The sequence below is a fragment of the Alteromonas sp. ABD4_190 genome, from assembly GCF_056160105.1.
Genome location: NZ_JBSWWN010000002.1, coordinates 50,457 through 74,209 on the forward strand (window position 1 = coordinate 50,457; position 23,753 = coordinate 74,209).

General features: G+C 43.6%; 18 protein-coding genes. All 18 read right to left on the bottom strand.

Annotated features, from left to right (window positions below; translation table 11 throughout):
- Positions 1-103: 103 nt before the first annotated feature.
- Positions 104-2,422, bottom strand: coding sequence for an efflux RND transporter permease subunit (locus ACXAFM_RS17830; RefSeq protein ID WP_474835621.1), 2,319 nt, complete (start codon positions 2,420-2,422; stop codon positions 104-106).
- Positions 2,423-2,437: 15 nt separating this feature from the next.
- On the bottom strand, positions 2,438-3,484 hold the full coding sequence (locus tag ACXAFM_RS17835) for a WD40/YVTN/BNR-like repeat-containing protein (RefSeq protein ID WP_474825659.1): 1,047 nt from the start codon (positions 3,482-3,484) through the stop codon (positions 2,438-2,440).
- A 79-nt stretch (positions 3,485-3,563) separates the two neighbouring features.
- On the bottom strand, positions 3,564-4,931 hold the full coding sequence (locus tag ACXAFM_RS17840) for a DUF1329 domain-containing protein (protein ID WP_474835623.1): 1,368 nt from the start codon (positions 4,929-4,931) through the stop codon (positions 3,564-3,566).
- 11 nt (positions 4,932-4,942) lie between these two features.
- On the bottom strand, positions 4,943-7,003 hold the full coding sequence (locus tag ACXAFM_RS17845) for a DUF1302 domain-containing protein (RefSeq protein ID WP_474825655.1): 2,061 nt from the start codon (positions 7,001-7,003) through the stop codon (positions 4,943-4,945).
- A 340-nt stretch (positions 7,004-7,343) separates the two neighbouring features.
- Positions 7,344-7,586, bottom strand: a complete 243-nt coding sequence (locus tag ACXAFM_RS17850) for a DUF2835 family protein (RefSeq protein WP_474825653.1) — start codon at positions 7,584-7,586, stop codon at positions 7,344-7,346.
- Complete coding sequence (pepN, locus tag ACXAFM_RS17855) at positions 7,573-10,182, bottom strand: aminopeptidase N (RefSeq protein WP_474835625.1); 2,610 nt, start codon at positions 10,180-10,182, stop codon at positions 7,573-7,575. Before pepN ends, ACXAFM_RS17850 begins: the two co-directional genes overlap by 14 nt.
- 47 nt (positions 10,183-10,229) lie before the next feature.
- Positions 10,230-11,705, bottom strand: a complete 1,476-nt coding sequence (gene nhaC, locus ACXAFM_RS17860; RefSeq protein WP_474835626.1) for a Na+/H+ antiporter NhaC — start codon at positions 11,703-11,705, stop codon at positions 10,230-10,232.
- A gap of 73 nt (positions 11,706-11,778) precedes the next feature.
- Positions 11,779-13,113 (bottom strand): sodium-dependent transporter, encoded by a 1,335-nt coding sequence (locus tag ACXAFM_RS17865; RefSeq protein ID WP_474835627.1) that lies wholly within the window; start codon positions 13,111-13,113, stop codon positions 11,779-11,781.
- A gap of 86 nt (positions 13,114-13,199) precedes the next feature.
- Positions 13,200-15,242: a carboxy terminal-processing peptidase gene (gene prc / locus ACXAFM_RS17870; protein WP_474835629.1), complete on the bottom strand. Its 2,043-nt coding sequence runs from the start codon at positions 15,240-15,242 to the stop codon at positions 13,200-13,202.
- Between the two features lie 3 nt (positions 15,243-15,245).
- A complete protein-coding gene (gene proQ, locus ACXAFM_RS17875; protein ID WP_474825643.1) occupies positions 15,246-15,914 on the bottom strand; it encodes an RNA chaperone ProQ in 669 nt (222 codons plus the stop codon).
- A gap of 16 nt (positions 15,915-15,930) precedes the next feature.
- Positions 15,931-16,221: a hypothetical protein gene (locus tag ACXAFM_RS17880; protein WP_118494789.1), complete on the bottom strand. Its 291-nt coding sequence runs from the start codon at positions 16,219-16,221 to the stop codon at positions 15,931-15,933.
- A 2-nt stretch (positions 16,222-16,223) separates the two neighbouring features.
- Positions 16,224-16,679 carry a GAF domain-containing protein gene (locus ACXAFM_RS17885; RefSeq protein ID WP_474835630.1) on the bottom strand — a complete coding sequence of 152 codons (456 nt, stop codon included), beginning with the start codon at positions 16,677-16,679 and terminating at the stop codon, positions 16,224-16,226.
- A gap of 12 nt (positions 16,680-16,691) precedes the next feature.
- Positions 16,692-17,408: an SIMPL domain-containing protein gene (locus ACXAFM_RS17890; RefSeq protein WP_474835631.1), complete on the bottom strand. Its 717-nt coding sequence runs from the start codon at positions 17,406-17,408 to the stop codon at positions 16,692-16,694.
- 330 nt (positions 17,409-17,738) lie between these two features.
- Entirely contained in the window at positions 17,739-18,860 is a 1,122-nt protein-coding gene (locus ACXAFM_RS17895; protein WP_474835632.1) for a pyridoxal-phosphate-dependent aminotransferase family protein, read from the bottom strand.
- Positions 18,861-19,368: 508 nt separating this feature from the next.
- Positions 19,369-19,893, bottom strand: a complete 525-nt coding sequence (locus ACXAFM_RS17900; RefSeq protein ID WP_474825635.1) for a gamma carbonic anhydrase family protein — start codon at positions 19,891-19,893, stop codon at positions 19,369-19,371.
- A gap of 11 nt (positions 19,894-19,904) precedes the next feature.
- On the bottom strand, positions 19,905-20,765 hold the full coding sequence (tesB, locus tag ACXAFM_RS17905; protein WP_474806742.1) for an acyl-CoA thioesterase II: 861 nt from the start codon (positions 20,763-20,765) through the stop codon (positions 19,905-19,907).
- Positions 20,752-22,635 carry a protein kinase domain-containing protein gene (locus tag ACXAFM_RS17910; RefSeq protein ID WP_474825632.1) on the bottom strand — a complete coding sequence of 628 codons (1,884 nt, stop codon included), beginning with the start codon at positions 22,633-22,635 and terminating at the stop codon, positions 20,752-20,754. Before ACXAFM_RS17910 ends, tesB begins: the two co-directional genes overlap by 14 nt.
- A gap of 110 nt (positions 22,636-22,745) precedes the next feature.
- Positions 22,746-23,663 (bottom strand): 23S rRNA (adenine(2030)-N(6))-methyltransferase RlmJ, encoded by a 918-nt coding sequence (locus ACXAFM_RS17915; protein WP_474835634.1) that lies wholly within the window; start codon positions 23,661-23,663, stop codon positions 22,746-22,748.
- Between the last annotated feature and the right edge of the window lie 90 nt (positions 23,664-23,753).

Here is a 23,753-nt window from a genome sequence, read left to right on the forward strand (position 1 = left end):
GCCCATTTTTAACCTTATATTAACAGCATAGATAACTATGCAGAAAACACATAAAAAAAAGGGCCTAAAGGCCCTTTTTTATGCGTAGCTATGCAAAAATAATTTATGCATCAGGGGCATTCTTATTCCACCACAGGAACCTAGCTAAGGCAGGCAGTACAATTATTGCCCCAAGCATGTTCACAACGAACATAAATGTTAGCAATATACCCATATCCATTTGGAACTTAAGTGAAGAGAATACCCAAGTGCTTACGCCTATAGCTAGCGTTATACCAGTAAACAGCACTGCACTTCCGCGTTCTTTCAAAGCAGCGAAATAAGCTTCTTGAACGGTAGCACCCTTCTTCAACATTAGGCTTTTGGTAGAAAGAATATAAATACCATAGTCCACGCCGATTCCCACGCCAAGTGCGATAACTGGCAATGTAGAAACGGTGAGGCCAATTTGAAGGTATGTCATTAGTGCTTGAGCCAAAACAGACACCACATATAGCGGTATTACAACGACTAACGTGGCACGAATAGAACGGAAGCTTATTAGACACAGCGCAATAACAGCGCCAAACACATAAACCATCATAGGATCTTGTGCTGCACTAACCGCTTCGTTGGTTGCAGCCATTACGCCAACAGGACCAGAAGCAAGGCTAAACTTCATATCATCGGTTTGATATTCATCGCGATAGGCTTTTACTGCATCAACTACACGAGATATGGTTTCCGCTTTATGGTCTTCCATAAAGAGGATGATTGGCATAACTGAACAATCACCGTTAAGTAAACCCGATGACGTAGGTACGCGAGAGATAGCCTGAACTAGCGTCTGTTGATTACGCGGGAGAACTTGCCATTTTACGTTTCCTTCGTTGTAACCGGCATTAACAATTTTGGCTACTGACGCAAGTGACACTGCAGACTGCACGCCTTGTACGTTTTCCATTTTCCACTGGAAGTCATCCATGGCTTTCATCACACTATGCGAAGTACAAGCTTCCGGGGTCGTCTCTACAAGTATAGAGATATAATCCACTGTAACTTCGTATTTGTCAGTGATTAAAAACGTGTCTTCATTGTAACGAGAAGTTTCATGTAGCGCTGGTGCGCCAGCGTGTAAGTCCCCTATTTTCATGTTCTGCGCTTGGAAATGACCGAGCACGAACAAAATCGCGGTGACAATTAAAATAAACGCGGCTGGCTTCTTACGTGAACACGCTGCAATTACTTCCCAGAATTTAGAATTTGCGTTTTCCTTACCCGCAAATTTTTCGACATACTTCTGGTCTAGTTTTAAAAAGCTCATTAGAACAGGAAGTAACAATAGATTGGTAAGTATAATAACAGCAACACCCATACTTGCTGTTATTGCTAGCTCGCGAATAATACCAATATCAATAACCAGTAAGGTCATGAAACCTACAGTATCAGACAGCAAGGCGATTCCGCCGGGTACTAGGAGGTTTCTAAATGCCGCCATTGAAGCCCGTTTCGCGCCAATGCCCGTCACTGCTTGCTTTTCTACCGCGTTAATCATTTGAACGCCGTGGCTTACACCGATAGCAAATACAAGGAACGGCACCAAAATTGACATAGGGTCCATGCCAAAGCCAATGGAAGTCAAAAGCCCAAGTTGCCAGATAACGGCAATAATTGAACATACCAATGGCAATAAGGTCAGCATGATGCTGCGTGAGAAGAAGTACACCATCACCGCAGTGATCGCGATTGCAATGGCAAAGAATAACAGTACGTCTTTAGCGCCATCGGCTACATCGCCAATCATCTTCGCAAAACCGATAATATGGATAGACGTGTTTTCGTTTTCATACTGACCGCGAAGCTGCTCTTCTAGCTCTGCAGCCAGAGCGAGTGTATTAAGCGGCTCGCCTGTTTGTGGGTCAATATCTAGCAACTGTGCTGTTACCATTGCGCAACTGTAGTCACTTGAAACCTGTCTACCAACGATGTTCGCTTTTTCCACGTTCGCAGCCACAAGCTCCAGAGCCTCTGGCTTTGATGAGTCGAAGTCTGCTGGTATGACCGGGCCGCCAGCGAAACCACCCTCCACTATTTCAGTAAAGCGTGTAGACGGAGAGAATAGTGAAATTACTAACGAACGGTTTACGCCATTGATGAAGAAAAGCTGGTCGTGAACGTTCTTTAACGTATCGAAGAAATTTTGGTTATAAATATTATCGTTTTTATCACATACTGAAACTAAGATGTTGTTGGCGCCACCAAAATCTTGGCGGTGCTCAATATACGTTTTCATGTACTCGTGATTAAGCGGAATATTTTTTTCGAAACCTGCGTCTAGACGCATTTGTGAGGCTTGGTAACCAAGAAAAACCGTTGCAATGGCAAACAGTGCCACCACAACTTTGCGGTTACCAAACACTAATTTTTCAAGAAAATGGGTCATTGTTTTTATACTGCCCTATTTTAAATTCAACGTTTTAATGCCATTTGCAGTAACAGCAATGCTGGTACCGTTAAACTCGGTGGCGTTTAAAATCGCCGCTTTATCTTTAATTTGTGACACGGAAATGCCGTCATCACTCTGACAATTGGATGGGTTAGCATAAGGATCACGCATACTGGTAGGAAGCGGACGTTGTGCACTTACCATCATGCCGTTGTTGCCTAAAGCGTAAACCTTCGATTCTGACTCAATTAAAATTGAATTAAGAGTGCTAGTTGAACAGGTTTGAACGTATTCCCATTCCCCTTGATCCCTGTTTACGAAAATATTCCCACGGAGACCTACGGCAAGCACCGTGTTTTCATCCAGCGGCTTAATGTCGAAGAAAGACCCTGTGTAGTCGACGTAATAACGTTCCCAAGATTCACCCATGTTGGTGCTTTTTGCTAACAAACCTGCTTCACCAGCCATGTACAGCGTATCACCATCAAGAGTTACACGATTTAAGTGAGGTAAAATAGACTCTAACTCTTGTTGATAAAAATCTTCGTCTTCCTTGCGAATTTCTTCGAGGTATTCTTGGTCCATTGGGTCAAGAAGACTGGCGTGGCGTTCTGCAGACCACGTCTTTCCACCGTCAAGCGTTCGATAAAACAGGCCATAGGCACCGGTGGCTATACCTTGCTGTTCGTCAAAAAATAATACATCTAAGAACGGGCGTTGAAGTTCGGGTTGATAATTTTGTATCTCCCATGTTTCGCCCCTATCTGAAGAATGAAGAATGACAGCGTCGTGACCAACTGCCCATATTTTTTCGCCTACAACCGTGGTTGCGGTAAGCGTTGATTGAGTTGGCACCGCTTTTTGATTGAAAGTTTTGCCATCTTCTGACACTAATACGTGACCGCGTTCACCGACAATAACGACAAATGAATCAGCGTCTATGTCCAAAAGAACCGATTGCTCAACCAAAGGTGCCATGAATGCTTCTTCGGCAAGTGCAGCTGGAGAGTAATTAGCTGCGAATGTGGCGGCAATGCACGCTGCAATGGTTTTTTTCATAATTAACCATTCCCCCTATTTATAATTGTCTGTATACAAAAACGGCTGGCAAATGCCAACCGTTTGTTGTGTAAGGTGATTAGCGCTTACCTTCTCGTCGTAACGCCTGTGGCGTGAATTCCACATCTCGAGGGCGTACGGTGAAGTCGTACATTTGCTCTTCATTGTCTAGGCCAATAGCCAAATAACGACGAGAGTTTAAGTCATAGTACGCATCAAGCGTCGACCATTGAGTAGGAACTTCATAGTAGTTAACACCATAAGCTACACCAACGCGGTACAGTTCGCCACGATTATCATACATATCAGCTACTTGAATTTGCCAGCTATCTTCATCAATGAAGAATACGCGTTTTTGATAAATGTGACGGAAACCTTCTTTCAACGTAGCTTCAACTACCCAAACACGGTGCTTTTCCCAACGTGTTAGGTCTGGATTAACGTGATTTGGCTTCAAGATATCATCATACGAAGCACTGTCTGAATGAAGCGCATAGTTATTGTAAGCAACAAACATTTCCTGCTTACCAACAAGTTTCCAGTCATAACGGTTTGGAGAACCGTTAAACATATCGAAGTCATCAGTCGTACGTAGGCCGTCAGCAGCTGTTCCCGGCGTATCGTAAGCGATGTTAGGTGCTAAGCGAACACGACGCTGACCCGTGTTATACGTCCATGCTTTACGTGGTTCTTTAACCTGATCTACGGTCTCGTGAACAAGTAACGCCGTTCCCGCTAGGCGGGCTGGCTTGGTTACTTTTTGCTTAAACATAAACAGAATATTTTCATCTGTTAGTTTTTCAGGTGTAGCACCTTCTTCTGCATATTTAATTAGTAACTGTTCATCAAAGCCGATTACGTTGTAATCACCACCGGTAGTAACCGCTGCTTGTCCACCGTTACGCTGAACCGCTGCTCCACGATAGCGAAGAATGTGGTTCCAAATTGCTTCAAGACCGTTTTGTGGTATTGGAAATGGGATACCCAAAACTGCACCTTTAAGACCATTACCGTCGTCGAGAAGCTCAGCGCTGGTAGCGTTTACCTTAGTCGCATCGTAAACAGCCTGTGGGTTTGACGCAGAACGTCGCGTTGGATAAACCGGCATACGAAAAGTTTCTGGGTAAGCCTCGAAAAGCTTTTTCTGGCCTTCAGATAAGAATTCCGCGTACTCTTTATAGTTCTGTGCTGTTATCTCGAACAACACCTTATCTTCTGGGTAAGGGTCTGGGTGATGGTCACCCACACTGTACCCAGCAGGTACAGACGTAATACCGCCAGTCCATGCGGGGATACTTCCATCAGCATTACCCGCTTTTTCTGCGCCAAGCGGCGTAAGTTCGTTACCCAATTTGTTTGCGTCTGCATCAGACACTTTAGCCATAGCGCTTGCACCAGATAAAGCCAGTGACAAAGCGGCAGCAATAATTCCTACTTTTCTAATCATAAAAACCACTCTTAGATTGCGTATTTGATGTTAAATGAAATGAAGTCTCTGTCAGATAGCGCATTAGTTGTACCAATGCCGCCCCAGAATGCACTGTAAGACGCCGTTGCAGACCATTTGCTTAAATAATCGAACGTGAAAGAAAGTGCAGCAGACTTAACATCTTCTGTGAAAAGGAATAATGGATCTGGCGTAGTACCCTCAACGTCATGCGAGAAAGTACCGCGAACTCGAAGGTTCATGCCAGCGAATATTGAGTTGTAGTCAGCAACCGCCAATAAGCGATAGCCCCACGCATCGTCAGTTGCAAACGGATTAGTCTCAGGTCCGTCTGAAAGGCCTTGGTGTAGACCTTCACGAGCGTTACCGTTAATTGGTTCAAGCGAAGGTGTACGAGCAGTACCTGGTGCATTTAAACGAATTACGTCTGGGTCTGGCATATCAACAACGTTTACATAACCTACTTCACCTAGAAGTACGAAGTTGTCAGAGCCAAATTTAGGGCCGAATACATGTGACGCGGTAAATTGCATTTGCCATGTATCAGAGAAAAGGAAACCTTCTGCGGTTTCACCTGGACCTACAGCACGGCCAATGTTGTTTAGCTGTGATATACCCGCTAAATCAGGGCGTAGGCCGGCATTAGCCAACTGCTCTGGCATACCCATGTAAAGCAGTTCAACATCGTCGATTTGTAATGGCTCATCTACACGGTATGCAAACTCACCAGCAAGGGCTGTAGTGCCGATGTTTGTATTGAAACTCATTCCGTAAAGCTTGATGTCTTCTGGGAAAAAGAATTCAGACTTTGTGAACGCGCCAAGCTCAGTGATGTTATCACGTGTAACTTCGTTTGCTGCTATAAATGCCAAGTCTGCGCCGATACCCGCTTGCGTAAAGTCAGAGGTAACGCCTGAAATCAATGGGCGCTGGCTGTGATAGTTGATGTGATAAAAACTAAACTCGGTTTCGTTGAGGTTTTCAGCAAACCAGGTTAAGCGAAGACCGTATTGACCTTGATCGTCTGCATCATTGCGCACTTCATCACTGAAACCGCGAATAGCCACTTTCGTTGGATATGCCAGATAGGCTTGAGAAATTGCAGCAGCATCAGCACCTGAGCGCAATAAATCACCATAACCATTCAAGGCAGTCAATAGGTGATCGAGATCGATGTCAGGGTTACCACTGAAACCTAACTGAATGTTGTTGCGCTGACCGCCCTCACCTGCGAAGTCATTACCAGCGAAGTAGCTTCCCGATACCGGTAACCAGCTCTCCTGCCATTCATATTGATAATAACCAGAGATACTGACTGTATCGGTCAAGCCCAAGGAAGCGTAGACCATACCTACCGGTAGGAACACCTCTTTAAGTTCGGCACCTGGTGCACGAGCGCGTGTTACATCGACAGGGTTGGTCGTGTTAATGCCATGCTGGATGAAAGTACTCTCCCCCCAACTGATTACTTGGCGGCCAACACGAAGAGTTAGTGGCTTGTCGCCAATCCACCAATCGCCATAGAAGAAAGCATCATATAAACGAACGTCTGTACATAAAAGGTCTTCCGCCTCTGGATCTTGACACAGGTCGTATTGGTTGCCAGTTATTGGGTTAGAGTAAGGACGGTCACCATCCATTTGCTCGAAATCATAGAACCAGAATCCCCGAGCGAAGAAACCATAGTCGCCAAAGTTGACGTCTAATTCATGTGAGCCTGAAACTTGCGTTGCGAACGCATCGCCTGGATCGTGAGCAAGGTTACCTAAGTCACCATTGGTTGAATATGCTCCGTCTGCTAACGCCCACACATCGCTGCTTGGGTATAAAGGATTGAAAGCTGCGTGATAACCACTCCAATCGAATTGAGGGTGGTTACTGTTACCAATAAGGTCGTAATCTCGTGCCTCTGTTCGAATACTTGTAGCCAATGTAAATGTTGAATCTAAAGAAATACTTACATCACCTACTTGCCAATTTGCAGCATGCACTGGTACTGCAGCAGCACCTAGCAGTGAGAGAACTCCCGCTGCTACCGGTGATATCTTAAAAGCGCTAGGCCCATTTTTCATATTTTTATACTCCCAAGTCGATGTGACTTAATGCGTGACATCATGACCAACCATAAAGATTAACAAAATCATTACATCATTTTGCCATAACCGCAAGAACTAATCCTACCAGTTAACAAAATTTACAACATTAGTCGTATCAAATAGTTATTGCTTTATTGTGAGTATAAAAGGCATTTATAAACTTGCAGGAAAATTGTACAAGTTTCAAGAGGATTTATCTTATTTACCGTTAAGTAGCATTTTTAAGCGTGTTGCGTACTACTGAAGACCGTGAACTAAAGACGCGGAGGTAATTGAAGTATTGTTTAAATTATAGCTTTGAAAAAATAAAAAGGCCCTATCCGAGCCTCTCAAAAGATTTAATTTTTTTATTAGCGTCAATGACCATTCTGAAACGGCCTTTAATACCGTCCGATGTGATAAATTGGCGAAGCCGATTCGTAGGTACCTGAACACTAAGACCAGATTCACTCAACATGACCACATCGGGCATAGACGGGACATAAAGCACCTCACATTGTTTGTAAGGTGCGTTTATTGAAAAATAAAAGACGGAATCTGATGCGTTAATGCTTTTCATAAGCAAGACTTTTACTTACTTTTTCAAACAAGTCTTTACTTAGGCCCTTATGGTTAAGTAAGCGTCCAAGCTGCTGCTTCATATGAACTTGGTGTTCACTAGAGAAACCTTGCCATTGGGTTAACGGTGTTACAATACGAGCGGCAACTTGCGGGTTGACTGCATCAAGCTCTAGCAAATAGTCAGTTACAAACTTATAACCGCTACCATCTACGGCATGGAACCTTTCGCTATTATAGAACGCAAAACTACCGATAACAGAGCGGACACGGTTTGGATTGCTCATTGCAAACTGCGGGTGCTCACACAGCATAGTTATAGTAGCAAAGATATCTTCGCGATTTTGCGTTGCATGAAGCGCAAACCATTTGTCCAGAACCAGAGGGTCGTGGTTCCACGTTTGTTCAAAACTAGCCATCAAGCTATCGAACGTAGTTGAACTGCAGTGTTGCGCACTTCTCAGTGCCCCTAGTGTATCGGTCATGTTATCTGCATTTTCAAATTGCGACACGACGAGGTCTTCGTATTGAGATAAGCGTGCTAAATGCGCAAGCACGACATTTTTACAACGGCGCTGATTAATTGCATCTTGCGTGTAGCTATAGGCGCTGTGTTCAATGTTGTTAAACACCGCTAATAATTCTTGCTCTAGCGCGCGGGAAAACTGCTCACAAAATGCCTTTCGTGCTTTTGATAGCGCGGAGACAGTGATATTGCTACGACTTTGACACAAGGTTTCAAAAGAAGGAATAACTAGGCATTCGCCAAGCAGTTCCAGATTATTCTGCTCTTGAGCTATTGCTTGTTTAACGCCGTTCCAAATAGTGTTACTGATGGCAGAGCCCGGAGATTCTTCTAACTGCTTTATACAGCGGTCATACAAGGCTTGCATTGCGTCCCAGCGATTGAACGGATCTTTTGCGTGTTTGAAAATAGTAAGTAATGATTCTGTATCTAGCGGATTTTCTACTTTCGCTGGTGCCGAAAAGTTACCTAATACTACCGGTGTTAAATCAGTACTTTTAGCATTTACGGTTAAACGCAAAGAGGCATCTTTTAAGATAACCATACCATCATCAATGAGCGATTCGTTGTCAGCATAGGTATTGCCCTCTTTATCGATGATCTCAATATTCACTGGGATATAAAGGGGAAGCTTTTCACTTTGGTCTGAGGTGGCGGGTGTGTGCTGCGTCAAAGTAAAGGTATGCTTGACGGTGTCGTTGCCGATAGCTTCCGTACTGTGCTTAACAGAAATCACAGGTGTTCCAGATTGGCTATACCAGCGCGTAAACTGAGTTAAATCTAAATCAGTCGCCGACTGCATGGCGGAAATAAAGTCGTCACACGTGACCGCTTGACCATCGTGCCTTCTGAAGTACTCATCCATGCCACGTCTGAATCCATCAGGTCCAAGTAATGTGTGGAACATGCGAATGACTTCTGCACCTTTGTCATAAACTGTTACCGTGTAGAAGTTATTCATTTCAATCACTTCTTCAGGGCGAATTGGGTGGCTCATTGCGCTAGCATCTTCAGCGAACTGATGCTCTCGCATTACGCGAACATGCTTTATACGGTTACTTAGCGCCGAGGTCATATCAGCACTAAACTGTTGGTCTCTGAATACAGTAAGCCCTTCTTTGAGGCTTAGCTGGAACCAATCGCGACAAGTAACCCGGTTGCCCGTCCAATTGTGGAAATATTCATGTGCAATAACAGATTCGACATTGAAAAAGTCATCATCGGTAGCGCTTTTTTGATCAGCTAAAACAAACTTGCTGTTAAAGACGTTTAAGCCTTTGTTTTCCATCGCTCCCATGTTGAAGAAGTCGACGGCAACAATCATGTAAATATCTAAATCGTACTCTAGCCCGAAAACATCTTCGTCCCATTTCATCGCTCGTTTAAGGGATTCTAAAGCGAAGACGCCCTGGGACTTTTTGCCTTTATCGACATACAACTCTAGCGCAACGTCTTTACCGCTTGTCGTTGTGTAGCTATCGGTTAGTAAATCGAAATCACCGGCCACCAATGCAAAAAGATAACAAGGTTTAGGGTGCGGGTCATGCCATTTCACGAAATGGGTGTTTTCATCGATATCCCCTTTGTCTACAGGGTTACCGTTCGCAAGTAACATAGGTACTGATTTATCGGCAACGACAGTAACCGTGTAAACGGACAAAACGTCAGGGCGGTCCATGAAATAAGTAATTCGACGAAACCCTTCCGCTTCACACTGCGTACAATAGGCGCCGCCCGATAAATACAAGCCTTCAAGGGCTTTATTTTGTTCAGGGGCAATGGTGTTAGTAATTTCTAAGACAAATTCATTGAGATGAGTGGCAACGCTTAACGACGTATCCGAAACCGAATATTCGTCACCAGATAAAGCATTACCGTTAATAGCAATAGCGTTAAGCGATAAGTTATCGCCATCAAGGATTAAAGGGCTATCATGATTGCCATTGCGTGAGACAGATAATGTACTGACAACCTTAGTTTTCGTTGGATGTAGCGTAATATGTAGGTCAACTGTCGCTATTGAAAAAGCGGGCGGCTGATAATCCGACCGGCGTTTAGCTTGAACTGACATAGATCCTCCTAAAAGAAAGCCTACGTGGGTTTATTTGGAACGTTTGGTTAAACCGTTTCTTTACTGTTAACTTCAACGTGTGGTGGTGTAATACGTAGAATCTTAATACCTAAATACGCGTACACAACAGCAAGGATCGGGTTGATTACGTTAAAGAATGCATAGAATACGTAATCAAATGGGTTTACCAATAAAACACTGTGCATGTAGGCACCACAAGTGTTCCAAGGAATGAGCGGAGATGTAAGTGTACCGCCGTCTTCAAGACTACGAGAAAGGTTAAGTTGGTCTAACCCTCGCTTTTTAAATTCTTCTTTGTACATGCGCCCTGGCATAACGATAGAAATATACTGATCGGCCGTTACAAGGTTAGTTCCAAAACACGTAAGAATGGTTCGACTTACCATATCACCGGCTGACTTAGCGCCAATTAATATGGCAGACACGGCACGTTTTAACAAACCTACACGCTCAAGTACGGCTCCGAACGACATAGCACAAATAATAAGCCAAATAGTATTTAGCATAGAAGACATGCCGCCGCGAGACAGCAAGCTATTTAAATTTTCGTCTGGCGTAGAAAAGCTCACGCCATCAAATAGCGCTGTCCACACAACTTTTAGCGCGCCAATGTTTGCTGAGTCATCGCTACTTGCCATGGATGTAACCACATCCCACTGAAACACAACTGCCCAAACGCCCCCTAACAAAGCGCCAATAAAAACCGCAGGGAAAGCCGGCATCTTCTTAATTGCTAAAGTAAGTAGAACCACAAGAGGAATTAGCAAATGCCACCCCAAGTCAAAAGAGTCATTAAGCAAAAGCTGCATTTGTTCTATACGCTCTGCTTTAGCTTCACCTACTTCGCTAAAGCCAAGAACAGTGAATAATACAAGGGCAATGACAAAACTTGGGATGGTCGTCCAAAGCATGTAGCGAATGTGCTCAAATAAATCAGTGCCTGCAACAGCGGGAGCTAAGTTAGTTGTTTCAGACAATGGCGAAATTTTGTCGCCAAAGTACGCTCCAGAGACCACAGCGCCGGCTGTGATAGCAGCAGACATTTCCATCCCCGCAGATACGCCCATTAACGCCACACCTACCGTTGCTGCGGTAGTCCAAGAACTCCCAATACTCATAGCAACTACGGCACAGATTAGACATGCAGCGGCGTAGAAAAACGAAGGGTTAAGTAGCTCTAACCCAAAATAAATAAGTGTAGGCACGGTGCCGGCAAGCATCCATGTACCTATGAGTGAGCCTACGGCTAACAATATGAGGCAGGCCCCCAGAGACATGGAAATACCATCAACGATCCCCTTTTCAATGGTTTTCCAGCTGTACCCGTTTTTCATGCCGATAATAGCAGCTAAGCCCATTGCCAAAAGTAACGCAATTTGGTTTGGACCATATGAAGAATTATCCGCAAACAGGTAAACCGCACTTCCCATCATGACCACTAGCGCAAGAATAGGAAGTATTGCATCAAGTAGTGACGGCGTCTTTATCTCATTATTCGTCATTGTCGTTTTTAAAAACCTTTTTTATTGTATTTATAACGCGTTAAACGTGCTTTTTGCTGCAACTTATGGCGCTTTAGAACACAGAGCGATAAAACATCAGCGCAATGATAACTGGGCAAACGAAACGCACGTACCAAGGCCAGATTTTCCAGAAAATACTGTGTTCAGCAAACTCATCACCTTGCTTGAGTTCTTCCAGAATTGCGTCTCTTCGCCACACCCAACCAGCAAAAATACACAACGCAAGCCCAAGGAGTGGCTGGCTGTACTCTGTGGTTAGTGCGATTACAAGTCCAAACAAGGTTTCAAAATTTAGTATGATTATGCAGCTTAAAACAAAGATGATTGATGCCATCAATAGCACGGCTTTTTTACGTTGAAGACCTTTGCTTTCTACCATAAACGCAACGGGAACTTCTAACATTGAAATTGAAGACGTGACTGCCGCAATCGCCATTAGCGCGAAAAAGGTAAAGGCAACGAAAAGCCCTACAGTACCAATGGTATCAAACAGTGCTGGCAGTACTTTAAAAATCAGCGTGTCACCTTGGATTAACGCGCCTTCTGGCGTGAAGATTTCGACGCCGTTGTTCAGTGCAACGTACATAGCCGGAATAATTAACATACCAGCAATCACGGCTACACCTATATCGACTAGCGCAACGGAAGCGCCAATGCTTGGTAGGTTCTCACTTTTACTAAGGTATGAGCCGTAGACCAGCATAGTACCTACACCTAAAGACATTGAGAAAAACGCTTGCCCCATTGCATTAATTAGTAATTCCGGGTCTAAAACACGGGAGAAGTCAGGCACTAAATAAGCCGACCACCCCTCTGATGCTCCAGGTTGAAGACTTACATAAACGATTAGCGCGAGGATTAATATAACTAAAGTTGGCATAAGTCGTACTGACCACTTCTCAATACCTGACTTTACACCGCCAACAACAATAAATGCGGTTAAGCCCATGAATAAAAAGCAGAATACAACGTTACGCGTAACTGAGGAGGTGAGCAGCCATTCGCTTGCACTGGTTAATCCAACCATACTGACGGCAGCATCGGCAAAATAAACTAGCATCCATCCACCAACAATAGCGTAGAAGGCAAGAATGAGTGAAACGGTTACACAGCCCCAAATTCCGGTTAGCCTTCCGGCAAAATTACCTGAAATTTTACCTAAAGCGTCAACCATATTCGAACGTGAACTACGTCCAATGATGAGTTCAGCCATGAGAACCGGGTAAGCGAGAACGAAGGCAAGGAGTAAGTATACAAGAACAAACGCAGCCCCTCCGTTACTCGCTACTTTTGTGGGGAAACCCCAAATATTGCCGAGTCCAACTGCTGAGCCTGCCGCTGCTAGCACGAACCCTATCCGAGAGGAAAATTCGCCTCTGATAGCCATGTTATTTCCCTTTATTATTGTTTTATTAGTTTATTTATAGACACAAAAAAAGGGCTGGCCCTAGACCAGCCCTTTTTTCTAATCACTTAGTTTCTTGTGATAGCGTAACGGCCTGTTTCAATCATATCGAATGTAATGTTGGCGGCTTCATCCAAGAATGGGTCTAATTCTTCCATATCTTCCGGTAAGTCGTCCAATGATGTGACAGTTTCCATTCCCATTCGCTGTAAACGTTCGTTAGCACGTGCGAGAGACTTCTCTTCCGCCTCTTTCTTGTCTGCTTCGCGCACAGACTTCACCAGTGAAATAAAGTTCTTATCTTTGTTTTCTTTATATTCTTCAATATCATCATAAATATAAGAAAACTCTGGGTTTTGCAGAATGCGCTTGTTGTGTTTGGCTGTTAATACGTCCAAAGCAGCAGTGCCATCAGCAAACGTTGTGTAGTTAGCACGATTTATACTATCCCATGGCAGGGCGTTTTCTGCCTGCGCTTCGCCCCACTCTGATGGCTCTACAGCAGATGGATAAAGAATGTCAGGAATAACGCCCTTATGCTGAGTACTTCCACCGTCGATACGATAGAACTTAGCGATAGTGAACTGAACACTGCCTAGAGGGTTATCGTAAAGGTCATAAATCTTGCCTAAACCGCGGTGTTGTTGAACTGTGCCTTTACCAAAAGTTTGTTCGCCAACAATGAGTGCGCGGTTATAGTCTTGCATGGCCGCTGCAAAAATTTCTGATGCTGATGCGCTATAACGATCAACTAATACCGTCAGTGGACCATCGTAGGCGACCTCACCATCAGTATCACGATTTACGCTTACTTTGCTTTGACCATAGCGAATTTGAACTACCGGGCCTTTTTCTATGAATAAACCAGTTAACAATGTGGCCTCGGTAAGTGAGCCACCACCGTTACCACGTAAATCAACAATCACGCCTTTCACGTTTTGTGCTTTCAAGCTTTCTATTTCTTTTGCAACATCCATACTTAGATTGTTGTAAAAGCTTGGAATAGTGATAACACCTAAGGGTTCGCCTGAGTGCGGACCCGTTTCAGGTACATAAACTTCAGACTTTGCGGCGCGATCTTCAAGTTTAATTTTATCGCGAGTAAGACTAACCACCGAGGTTGTTTTAGACTCAGAGGCGCCTTTTTCAACTTGTAATCGGACAGTACTTCCTTTCGGGCCTTTGATAAGCTCAACGACCTCGTCTAGTCGCCATCCAATTACGTCTACAAATTCTTCATCGTCTTGCGCTACGCCAACAATCTTATCTTCAGGCTTTATTGCGCCAGACTCGTCTGCTGGCCCGCCTGGCACTACACTTTTTATAACTGTGTAGTCGTCTTCGCTTTGTAATACCGCACCGATACCTTCAAACGACAAGTTCATGTCCATTTGGAAACGTTCAGCGTTTCGCGGAGACAAATAACTAGTGTGAGCTTCTATAGTGCGAGCAAACGCATTCATGGCAGTTTGGAACACATCTTCGCTTTTCGCTTGTTTAGTACGTTTAATTGCTCGCGTGTAACGTTTGGTAAGCAGCTCTTTTGCTTCTTCCCACGTTTTATCTGCAAGTATCAAATTCAACGCATCATACTTAACCCGTTGACGCCAGATTTCATCAAGCTCAGCTTTATTTGCAGGCCAGTCTGCGTCTTCTCTATTGTAAAAGAATTTATCGCCTTCTTTTTCGAAATCAAATGGCCCTTTTTCTAACAATGATAATGCAAACTCATAACGTTCAATGCGGCGTTTCGCACTTACATTGTACATATCATAGGCAACAGAAAGGTTACCTTTACTCAGCGCATCATCGAACAGGGTGCGGTATTTTTCAAAACCTACCACGTCAGACAATAACAATACTTGCTTATTGTGATCTAATGAATCGATAAAGCGCTGATAAACTCGAGCAGAGAGCGCGTCATCCAACGATATTTCCTTGTAATGCGCCCTTGTAAAAAGTGCACTTACTCGCTTTGCGGCAACACTATGTTGAGATTCCTGCTGTAAAATAGGAAGCTCGACTACCTCTGGTGTTGACGTAACTGCGCCCGCTCCTACACCTACGGTAAGAAAAGCACTGGCGATGGAAATTCGAAGGATGTCTCTCATATATTACGACCTCTTGGAGCGTGCCAAACGTAAAGCGTCTGCGTTTACTTTAACTACCATGCCTGAGTCTAATTGAACGTGAATGCCATCTTTAGCAACTTCGGTAATTACTGCTGGCATAGGTGCTTTACCTAATTTAACGGTAACTTGCGTACCTTGCTGTAAATCGCTGTCGGTCAATTTCGCAGGTGGTGTAGTGTTTGGTCTGTTATTTTTCGGCTTAGTTCCGCGCTTACTATCAGCATGGTCCGAATTTGCAGATTTTTCACCTTTTGGACGATTAAATTGACGTTTGTCTTTACGCTTAGGCTGTTGTGCAAGCTTAGCTTTACGCTTTTCAGCGGCTTTTGCTTTGCTTTCTTCAAGCTGCTGTTGCGCGTGATCAGCATGTTCTTTTTCAATCGCATCGCCTTCAACGCCGTCTAAATCTACACGGTTTGCACCTTCTTTGATGCTATAAAGATAGCGCCAACTGTTGGTGTAATGACGTAGTGTAGAGCGAAGAAGCGTCTTGCTAACGCGTTCCTCTTCTTCTAAACGAGTGGCTAGATCTTGAAAAATACCGATCTTAAGTGGGCGGGCCTCGCCTTCAATGCTAAAACATTTAGGAAAGGTCTCTGCAAGGAAAGCTATCACTTCCTTACTGTTAGTAAACTTCTCTGGTGATTCCATTAACTTTCTAAATTATTCAGGAGATTTCATCGTTACTTGCATCATCCCAAGTTGCCAGCGTGTGGTCAACCCAATCAAGCAATTCGTCGTCATCTATTTCTAATAAATGCTTATCTTGTTGCCAAGATTCCCATGCGTAGTGCAAAATTTGCTCTAAACGCTGTGTTTCAATATCTTCTTCTGCATTGTCATAAACCGCGTGAAGAATAAAGTTTAAACGTTCAGATGCCTCATCCGGGTCATCATGAAAGTCTTCCATATCTTCAAATGTGGATAAAACAACGTGTATATCGACACTGGATTTCATAATTATTTCTGCGAATCCATGAGAATTTGAGCAATTTCAACGAGCCCTTTTTCGTCTTCTTCGTTAAAGCGTTCAAAAACAGGGCTGTCGATATCAAGTACGCCGATAAGCTTATCATTGAGTACAAGTGGAACAACAATCTCAGAGTTAGACGCGGCATCACAAGCAATGTGTCCTGCAAACTGATGAACATCGGCTATACGCTGAACGGTCTTGGTACTTGCACTTGTACCGCAAACGCCCTTTCCAAGGGGAATACGAATGCATGCGGGCTGACCTTGGAATGGACCAAGTACCAATTGCTCTTCTTTAAAAAGATAAAAGCCTGCCCAATTTACCTCTTCGAGGTTATTGAAAAGCAGCGCACTGATGTTGGCCATATTGGCAATAAGATCATGCTCACCAGAAACCAAGCTCTTTGCTTGGGCAACTAACCGGCTGTACTGTTGTTCTTTCAAACGAATTTCCTGCTATTGAACAATATTAAAAGACACATTAATCCGCGCTTCTACACGCTCTTGACCCGGTAAAGACATAGACATGTCTTTGGCAAAAGCTTCAGCACGCATTACTGGAATCGGCATATTGCCACCAGATTCTGAGATTGCAACTACTTCACCTACTTCCACCTCTAATTCTTTCGCCAACAGGTGGGCGCGTTGCTTTGCGTCTTTCACTGCAGCAATAAGTGCTTTTTGGTATGCATCGTCTTCGCCAATAGTAATAAAGTTAAACTGTTGGATACGATCAACACCACGTTTTAGCACACCATCTAGCACTTTATCGTAGGTTTCAAGATCGGTTGAGGTGACTGTGATATCACGAGACAGAATAAAACCTTCTTGCTGTCGCCCCTGTGGTGTATTGGTATAACGAGGTTGCAAACGCACTTGCATACTTTGAATATGCTTTTCGTCTATGCCTTGATTAAGTAAAAACTTAACAATAGAACGCAAGTCTGCATCTAGTCGCGTATTAAGTTTGCCTACTGTCGCACCCTTTTCTTCAACAACCAGCTTCACTGAGTAAGCATTTGGCGTCACTTCTACTGCACCTACACCTTGTACATTTATTACAGCATCTTGCGCTGCTTGAGCAGAAACCATTGGGGCGGACAATGCGATTACTGCTGAAGCCCAAAGCGCTCTTGTTAACATGATTGGTTTAGTATGCGTAAATAATTTCATAATGATTCCTTTTCAGATGACATGTTTAATCACTCTGTTTTGAGAATAAATGTACATGACTGAATAGTGTATGAATGTATTTGATGCAGGAAATATTAGCACTTAACTGTAAGTTAGAGAGTTACAACTTCGTCGAGCAGCGTTATTTATGAGGTAAGCCTCTTGTTAACAATAGAAAGAAGAGGCGACTAGTTGGAATTATTTCAAAAGGTGAAGCTCAAAAAGCCAACATGTTTAACAACTTAGAAGCTTCGCATGTTGGCGTTTATTAGGCATTAGGTAAAAGTAAATATTTGGGGTTTGGTCACCCTAGCTTGTTTCAAAGAGCTGCTATTTCAATACGCTTCGCAACGCTGCAAGACAGTGGTCTATGTTGCGTGGCTTACACGCATAACCCATTAGCCCGATACGCCATACTTTTCCTGCATGATCACCCAGCCCAGCCCCTATTTCTAAATTAAAATCTTCAAGCAATTGCTTTCGAACGGCTGCATCATCTACGCCGTCTGGTATTTTGACAACATTTAGCTGAGGTAAGCGATAAGCACTGTCTACGGTTAGCTCTAAACCAATGTCACTTAAACCTTGTGCAAGTTTTTCGTGGCCTGAAGCATGTCGCTGCCACGCATTTTCTAACCCTTCTTCTTTTAGTATTAGAAGTGATTCGTACATTGCATACATAGTGTTCACGGGCGCAGTATGATGGTACGCACGTTTTGCGCCTTGGCCCCAGTAACCGACAATCAAATTCATGTCTAAGAACCAGCTCTGCACTTTTGTATTTCTGTTTTGAATGACGTGAACTGCTTTATCGCTAAAAGAAACTGGCGAAATTCCCGGCACGCAACTTAAGCATTTTTGTGAGCCTGAATAAATAGCATCAATACCCCACCCATCAACGTCTAACTCAATACCGCCTAATGAAGTAACCGCGTCGACAATAGTTAAACAACCGTATTTTTGGGCTAGTTCACAAAGTACTTTTGCTTCATTACGTACGCCCGTTGATGTTTCTGCATGAACAAAGGCGAGAATTTTAATATCGGGATTGGCTTTTAGGGCATCTTCAACAGCATTAAGGTCGGTTTGCTCACCCCACGTATCATTTATAGTGATAGCTTCCCCACCGCATCGCTCAACATTTTCGACCATGCGGTTACCAAATACGCCGTTAATGCATACAAGTACTTTATCGCCTGGCTCAACCAGGTTAACGAAACACGCTTCCATACCCGCTGAACCAGGAGCAGAAATAGGCATAGTGAGTGCATTTTCGGTTTTAAATGCATATTGTAGTAGCTGTTTCGTTTGATCCATTAACTCAATGAATAGAGGATCTAAATGGCCTAAAGTAGGTCTGGCCATGGCATTTAGTATTCTAGGATTAACGTCGGATGGTCCTGGTCCCATTAAAGTACGCTCAGGCGGTATAAAAGTAGAAAACGATTGCATAATCCAACCTTATTTGTTGTGAGGGCTAATTATTATAGTAACCCTAAGCATGACTGATAACGTCATACTACAAGTTTAGTGAAACGGAACAACCGTCTGTGTTCAACATAAGCAACATGAATGGAAGTCATGCATTATATCTTTATTTAAAATATAAACAGAAGGTTTTAGGCCGAACGACAAATTGGGGAATATAACCAAGTAGAGCGATTAAATAACGGAATACAAAAATTTTTTACCACATCCGACCAGAGCTTAGTTCTTTGAATTTTAATGTTTTAATTGCGTCTTTAACCCACTTTATGGCCTGTAAGATAAAATTCACACAATTGTTGTTTATATTTTGAGCGCATTTAAACTATACTTATTGTCCGTTTAAAGTATTTTATTTAAACTCTCCCTGTAAAAGTTAGCGCACGGCTCAGCAATGAGCCATTCCCCTAGGCCCGGAACGTTTGTTCTGGGCATTTTTTATGGGGAAAGAAAAGTTAAATGGCGAGCAGGATTATTATTCATCAATTTGTTGCAAAGATGTCATGTAAGTCTTTGCGTTGCTGACATAGTGGTCTGCAGATGCCTTCAATTTTGGCTCCACACTTCCATCAAAAGTCTTGATAACTTTGCCTGGTGCGCCCACCACTAAACTGTAGTCTGGAATTTCCATGTTTTCAGTGATTAGTGCATTAGCACCAATAATACAAAACTTACCAATTTTGGCACCATTTAGTACAACAGCGTTGATTCCAACTAATGAATAATCACCAATTTCACAGCCGTGCAGCATAACTTTGTGGCCTACGGTTACACCTTTGCCGAGTACCAAAGGAATTCCCGCATCAGTATGTAACACGCTGCCGTCTTGGATATTTGTATTCTCACCCACCGATATTTTGTCCATGTCGCCACGGATTACCGCGTTAAACCAAACACTGGCACCCTCTTTAAGTTCTGTGTCTCCAATAACGTGAGCCCCCGGTGCAATGAAAGCGCTCTGGTGAACTTGCGGTGTTGTTGAACCTAACTTATAACGCATTCGCTTATTCCCTATTCGTCTACTTTTCTCATTAACCCTTCTTGCATGGTTGATGCAATAAGTTCGCCTTTTTGATTAAAAATCTGACCGCGAACTAAGCCCCTAGACCCACCACTAAATGGGCTTTCCATTGCATATAACATCCATTCATTCATGCTAATTGGACGGTGAAACCACATTGCATGATCAATGGTTGCGATACGAAGCGACTTATCAGTTACAGCAACACCATGAGGTTGTAAAGATGTACTTAAAAAATGATAGTCTGATGCATAAGCAAGTGCAGCTTGGTGCACGGCTAGTTGTGCATCCATGGTATCTCTTGCTTTTAACCAGATATAGCGGGTCGGTTCACGCTTAGCCGAGTGGTATGAATTCGCTGCATCTACGGTGCGAATATCAACCGGTTTGTGGTAGCTCAACGCTTCCTGCATAGGGCGCGCAATTTTGTTGAAGTTCGCTTCGTAAAACTCTATGTCAGATTGCACTTCTTCTGGTGGAGGGACATCGGGCATGGTGGGATTCTGATGCTCCATACCTTCTTGTGGCACTTGGAAAGATGCAGTCATGTAGAATATGTTTCTGCCATCTTGTATCGCTTTGACGCGACGAGCCGAGAAACTTCTTCCGTCTCGTACTATTTCTACGTCGTATACAACAGGTTTTTTAGCATCGCCTGGTAATAGGAAGTAGGTATGAAATGAATGGGCCACTCTGTCTGGTGATACGGTCTCATAAGCAGCTGCCAGAGCTTGTCCCAAAACTTGCCCGCCAAATAAAGCTCTAAAGCCTAAATCCCAGCTTTGACCTCGATAGATGCCAGCTTCCACTGTTTCAAGTTCAAATAGTGATGATAGTTTAATCTCGGACATGTTGTACGTTCTCTTCTATAACTGCTTTGGGGTTTCGCGGGTAATATTTTTCAGGCAATTTTGCTTTATGCTCAAAAAAGCGCGTATCTTTATAGGGTAACTTCATAAACCCTGAAATGCCTAGCCCTTTTATGTTAGGAATTTGTTGCACTAACTGCGCCAGTAAAGCTTTAAAGCGCTCTTCTTGGCTATGGTCAAGCAAGGTATAATAGTTGTGTATCTTCAGGTGTTTAGGTAATGCTTCAAATATAATACATCCTGTGTGATGAATTGTGTTTAACTGTACGATAGTTTCGATGATATCTTTCGGCAGCTTAAGTAATTCATCAGGATCATCGCCGTCTTCAAAGTAAGAGTGAGTTCGGCTCTCGTCTTTTTGTGCAGAAACACGTGACAATTCATAAGGAATGGAAAGGTCATTACCAGGCAAAAAATCTTCATCTTCGCTGTCGCGCTCAATATGAAGCGTATTCTTCGCATTAAACATACAACATTTAAATACCGCTGGTTTGTGTATGGCTCTCGCTAAATTGATGACGTTATTTACCGCTAAATCAAAGGCAGTTTTGAGGGTTTCATCATACAAATTCAAGCTGGAATCTACATAAATACCCTCTGGCTCCCAACGAACCGCCATTCCGCCTACTACTGGGTAGCGTCCTAGCCTACTGATGGCAGATACGAATGCTTTTTCAGTATCTCCCATACCTTGCAGGTAGTTTTTGTAGTAGCGGTCAAATTGCGCATCGTCTATGTAGCGTAACTCTTCTACGTCTTTATCATCTAAAGAGTCAGATAGCAGCGCCTGTTGGCGTAAATAAGACTTCCGCGAACTGTAAACGACGGTTTCAATATCAGCATTTAGAGTATGGGTGAGCCAAGTGGGTATTAACGGCGTGTATTGCGTAGGTTTGTCTTGGGTGAAAACCATGTTTTTTAAAACGTGAAGGTGGTTAAACAAATAATCGCCTCCCTGTCTTCTTTTAACAGGGTCATCACTAAGCATATATTCCAAAATATTAGCAAGCATTTTGGGTAACCCGAGGGATGATGGTGTAATAACTTTACTTCCATAGCGACAAGATTGCCCTGATGCTAGCGCATATAGGGTGCTAGCTAATCCCTGCTCATCAAAGCGCGGGCTTGAAAGCGCACCGTTTAACTGCTCTTCGCCGATAAAGTAAACGTCGCCAAGCCGTGCGTTTGTCTGATGAAGTTCGCCGGACATCAAATCCATGACGTTGTTACCCACATATTGCCCAGCGATATCGGTCTGAGCGAATACCGAAGACCCCCAGTCTATTAAGCCTATGGATTCATTAGTGGCATCCCAAACCAGATTCGAGGGTTTAATATCGCCGTGCACAATGGGTTTAATTTCTCCATTCTCGCTGTATTGGCGAAAACTCGACAAAAGCTCGCCCACTTGAACGGCTATTTTCACGATAATACGGGGCGACAAAGGGCCTGTTTTCAAGCTTACTTTTTCTAAATCTTCGCCAGGCGCTCTGCCCATCACTAAGATTGATTGCTTACGTATCTGCTGATATTCGATAAAACGCGGCACAAACTCGTGGTTAACGTGAGAAAGCATAAAGGCTTCCTCTTCTAACCTGTCCTGAACGTGCTGCGGTAAGGTTATACGCGAGAACTTAAATACCCGTGATTCTCCACTCGGCGCATTCCCTGCAAATGCAAAACCAAATGCGCCTTTTCCTAAAAGTTCAATGTCGCTATACCCTAACCCTTCTAGTTGAGACATACAGAGATTTACCCAGTCCTTTAGTTTTTTTGCATCCGCATGAGATAGCAAATAAATCGACTGTTCGTCGGGTATGTAAAAGTGTTTTAAACCCTTGAGCTGAGACATTTCATTATTTCACGGTTATGGATTTATAGTTGTGCTATTCACCCAGTAATAAGCCAATTAACTATGCGCTTGCCGTTAATTGGCCTCTAGTTGACCATCGATAGCATTAATTAGGTATCTTCATTTACCCAAGTGACCTGCGCCGTAGCATGAAAACCTGATTCATTTTCACCGAGCATGTCAATAACGCTTGTTAATGCACTGTCTAGGTTCGTATCTAGCTGCCATGGCGGGTTCAGTACAAACACACCAGAACCATACATGCCTGCGTCAGACGTATTTTCTGCAACACATATCTCAGCTTTGAAGCAGGGTCTGCCAAGTTCTGCGAGTTTGTCGCACATAGCCTCACTTGCACCGCTTTTAGCGCCAGCCCTTTCTGATAGCAGTGGGTACCACACGACAATTTGCGCCTGCTGCCAACGTTTCAACACCTGTGCAACGCCTTTAACAAGGTCGCTATACTCATTCGCTCTTTCGTATGGAGGGTCAATTAGAATAGCACCGCGATTGGGCTTTGGTGGGGTGAGAGCACGAAGTCCCTCGTAGCCATCCCGTTTGTGTGTATGGCTATGTCCGGTACGAAGTCGCGACACGTTTTTCTCTAATTTTTGAAACTCGCCAGGATGAAGCTCCATTAAATGTAAAGTATCAATACCGCGTTTAGCCTTAGCGCTTATTGCAGGAGAGCCTGGATATTGCTGTTGCGCTAAGAAAGGTTCACATAATGACAGGTAGTCATTAAGTAAGCTTGGCAAATTTTCCGTAGTTTTATTTTCTGGCGCCAGGTTTTCTGAAGCTGCAGTTCCATTACTTTGCCCAAAAAGACGGGAAATACCTGATTCGTACTCTTTGTTCTTTGACGATAGGTCGTCGGTTAAATCATATGTGCCAGCACCGGCATGCGTGTCAAAAAGCGTAAAGGGTTTATCTTTCTTTTTTAAGGCGTTGATAACACCAATCCAACAGAGATGTTTGATGACGTCGGCGTGATTGCCAGCATGAAAGGCGTGTTGATAACTAAGCACAAAACCTCAGTAAAATTTTTGTTTGTTTATAGTGAGCTATAATAACGCCATCCCGCGATGAGGTACACAAAACAAAAAAGGCCAATACGC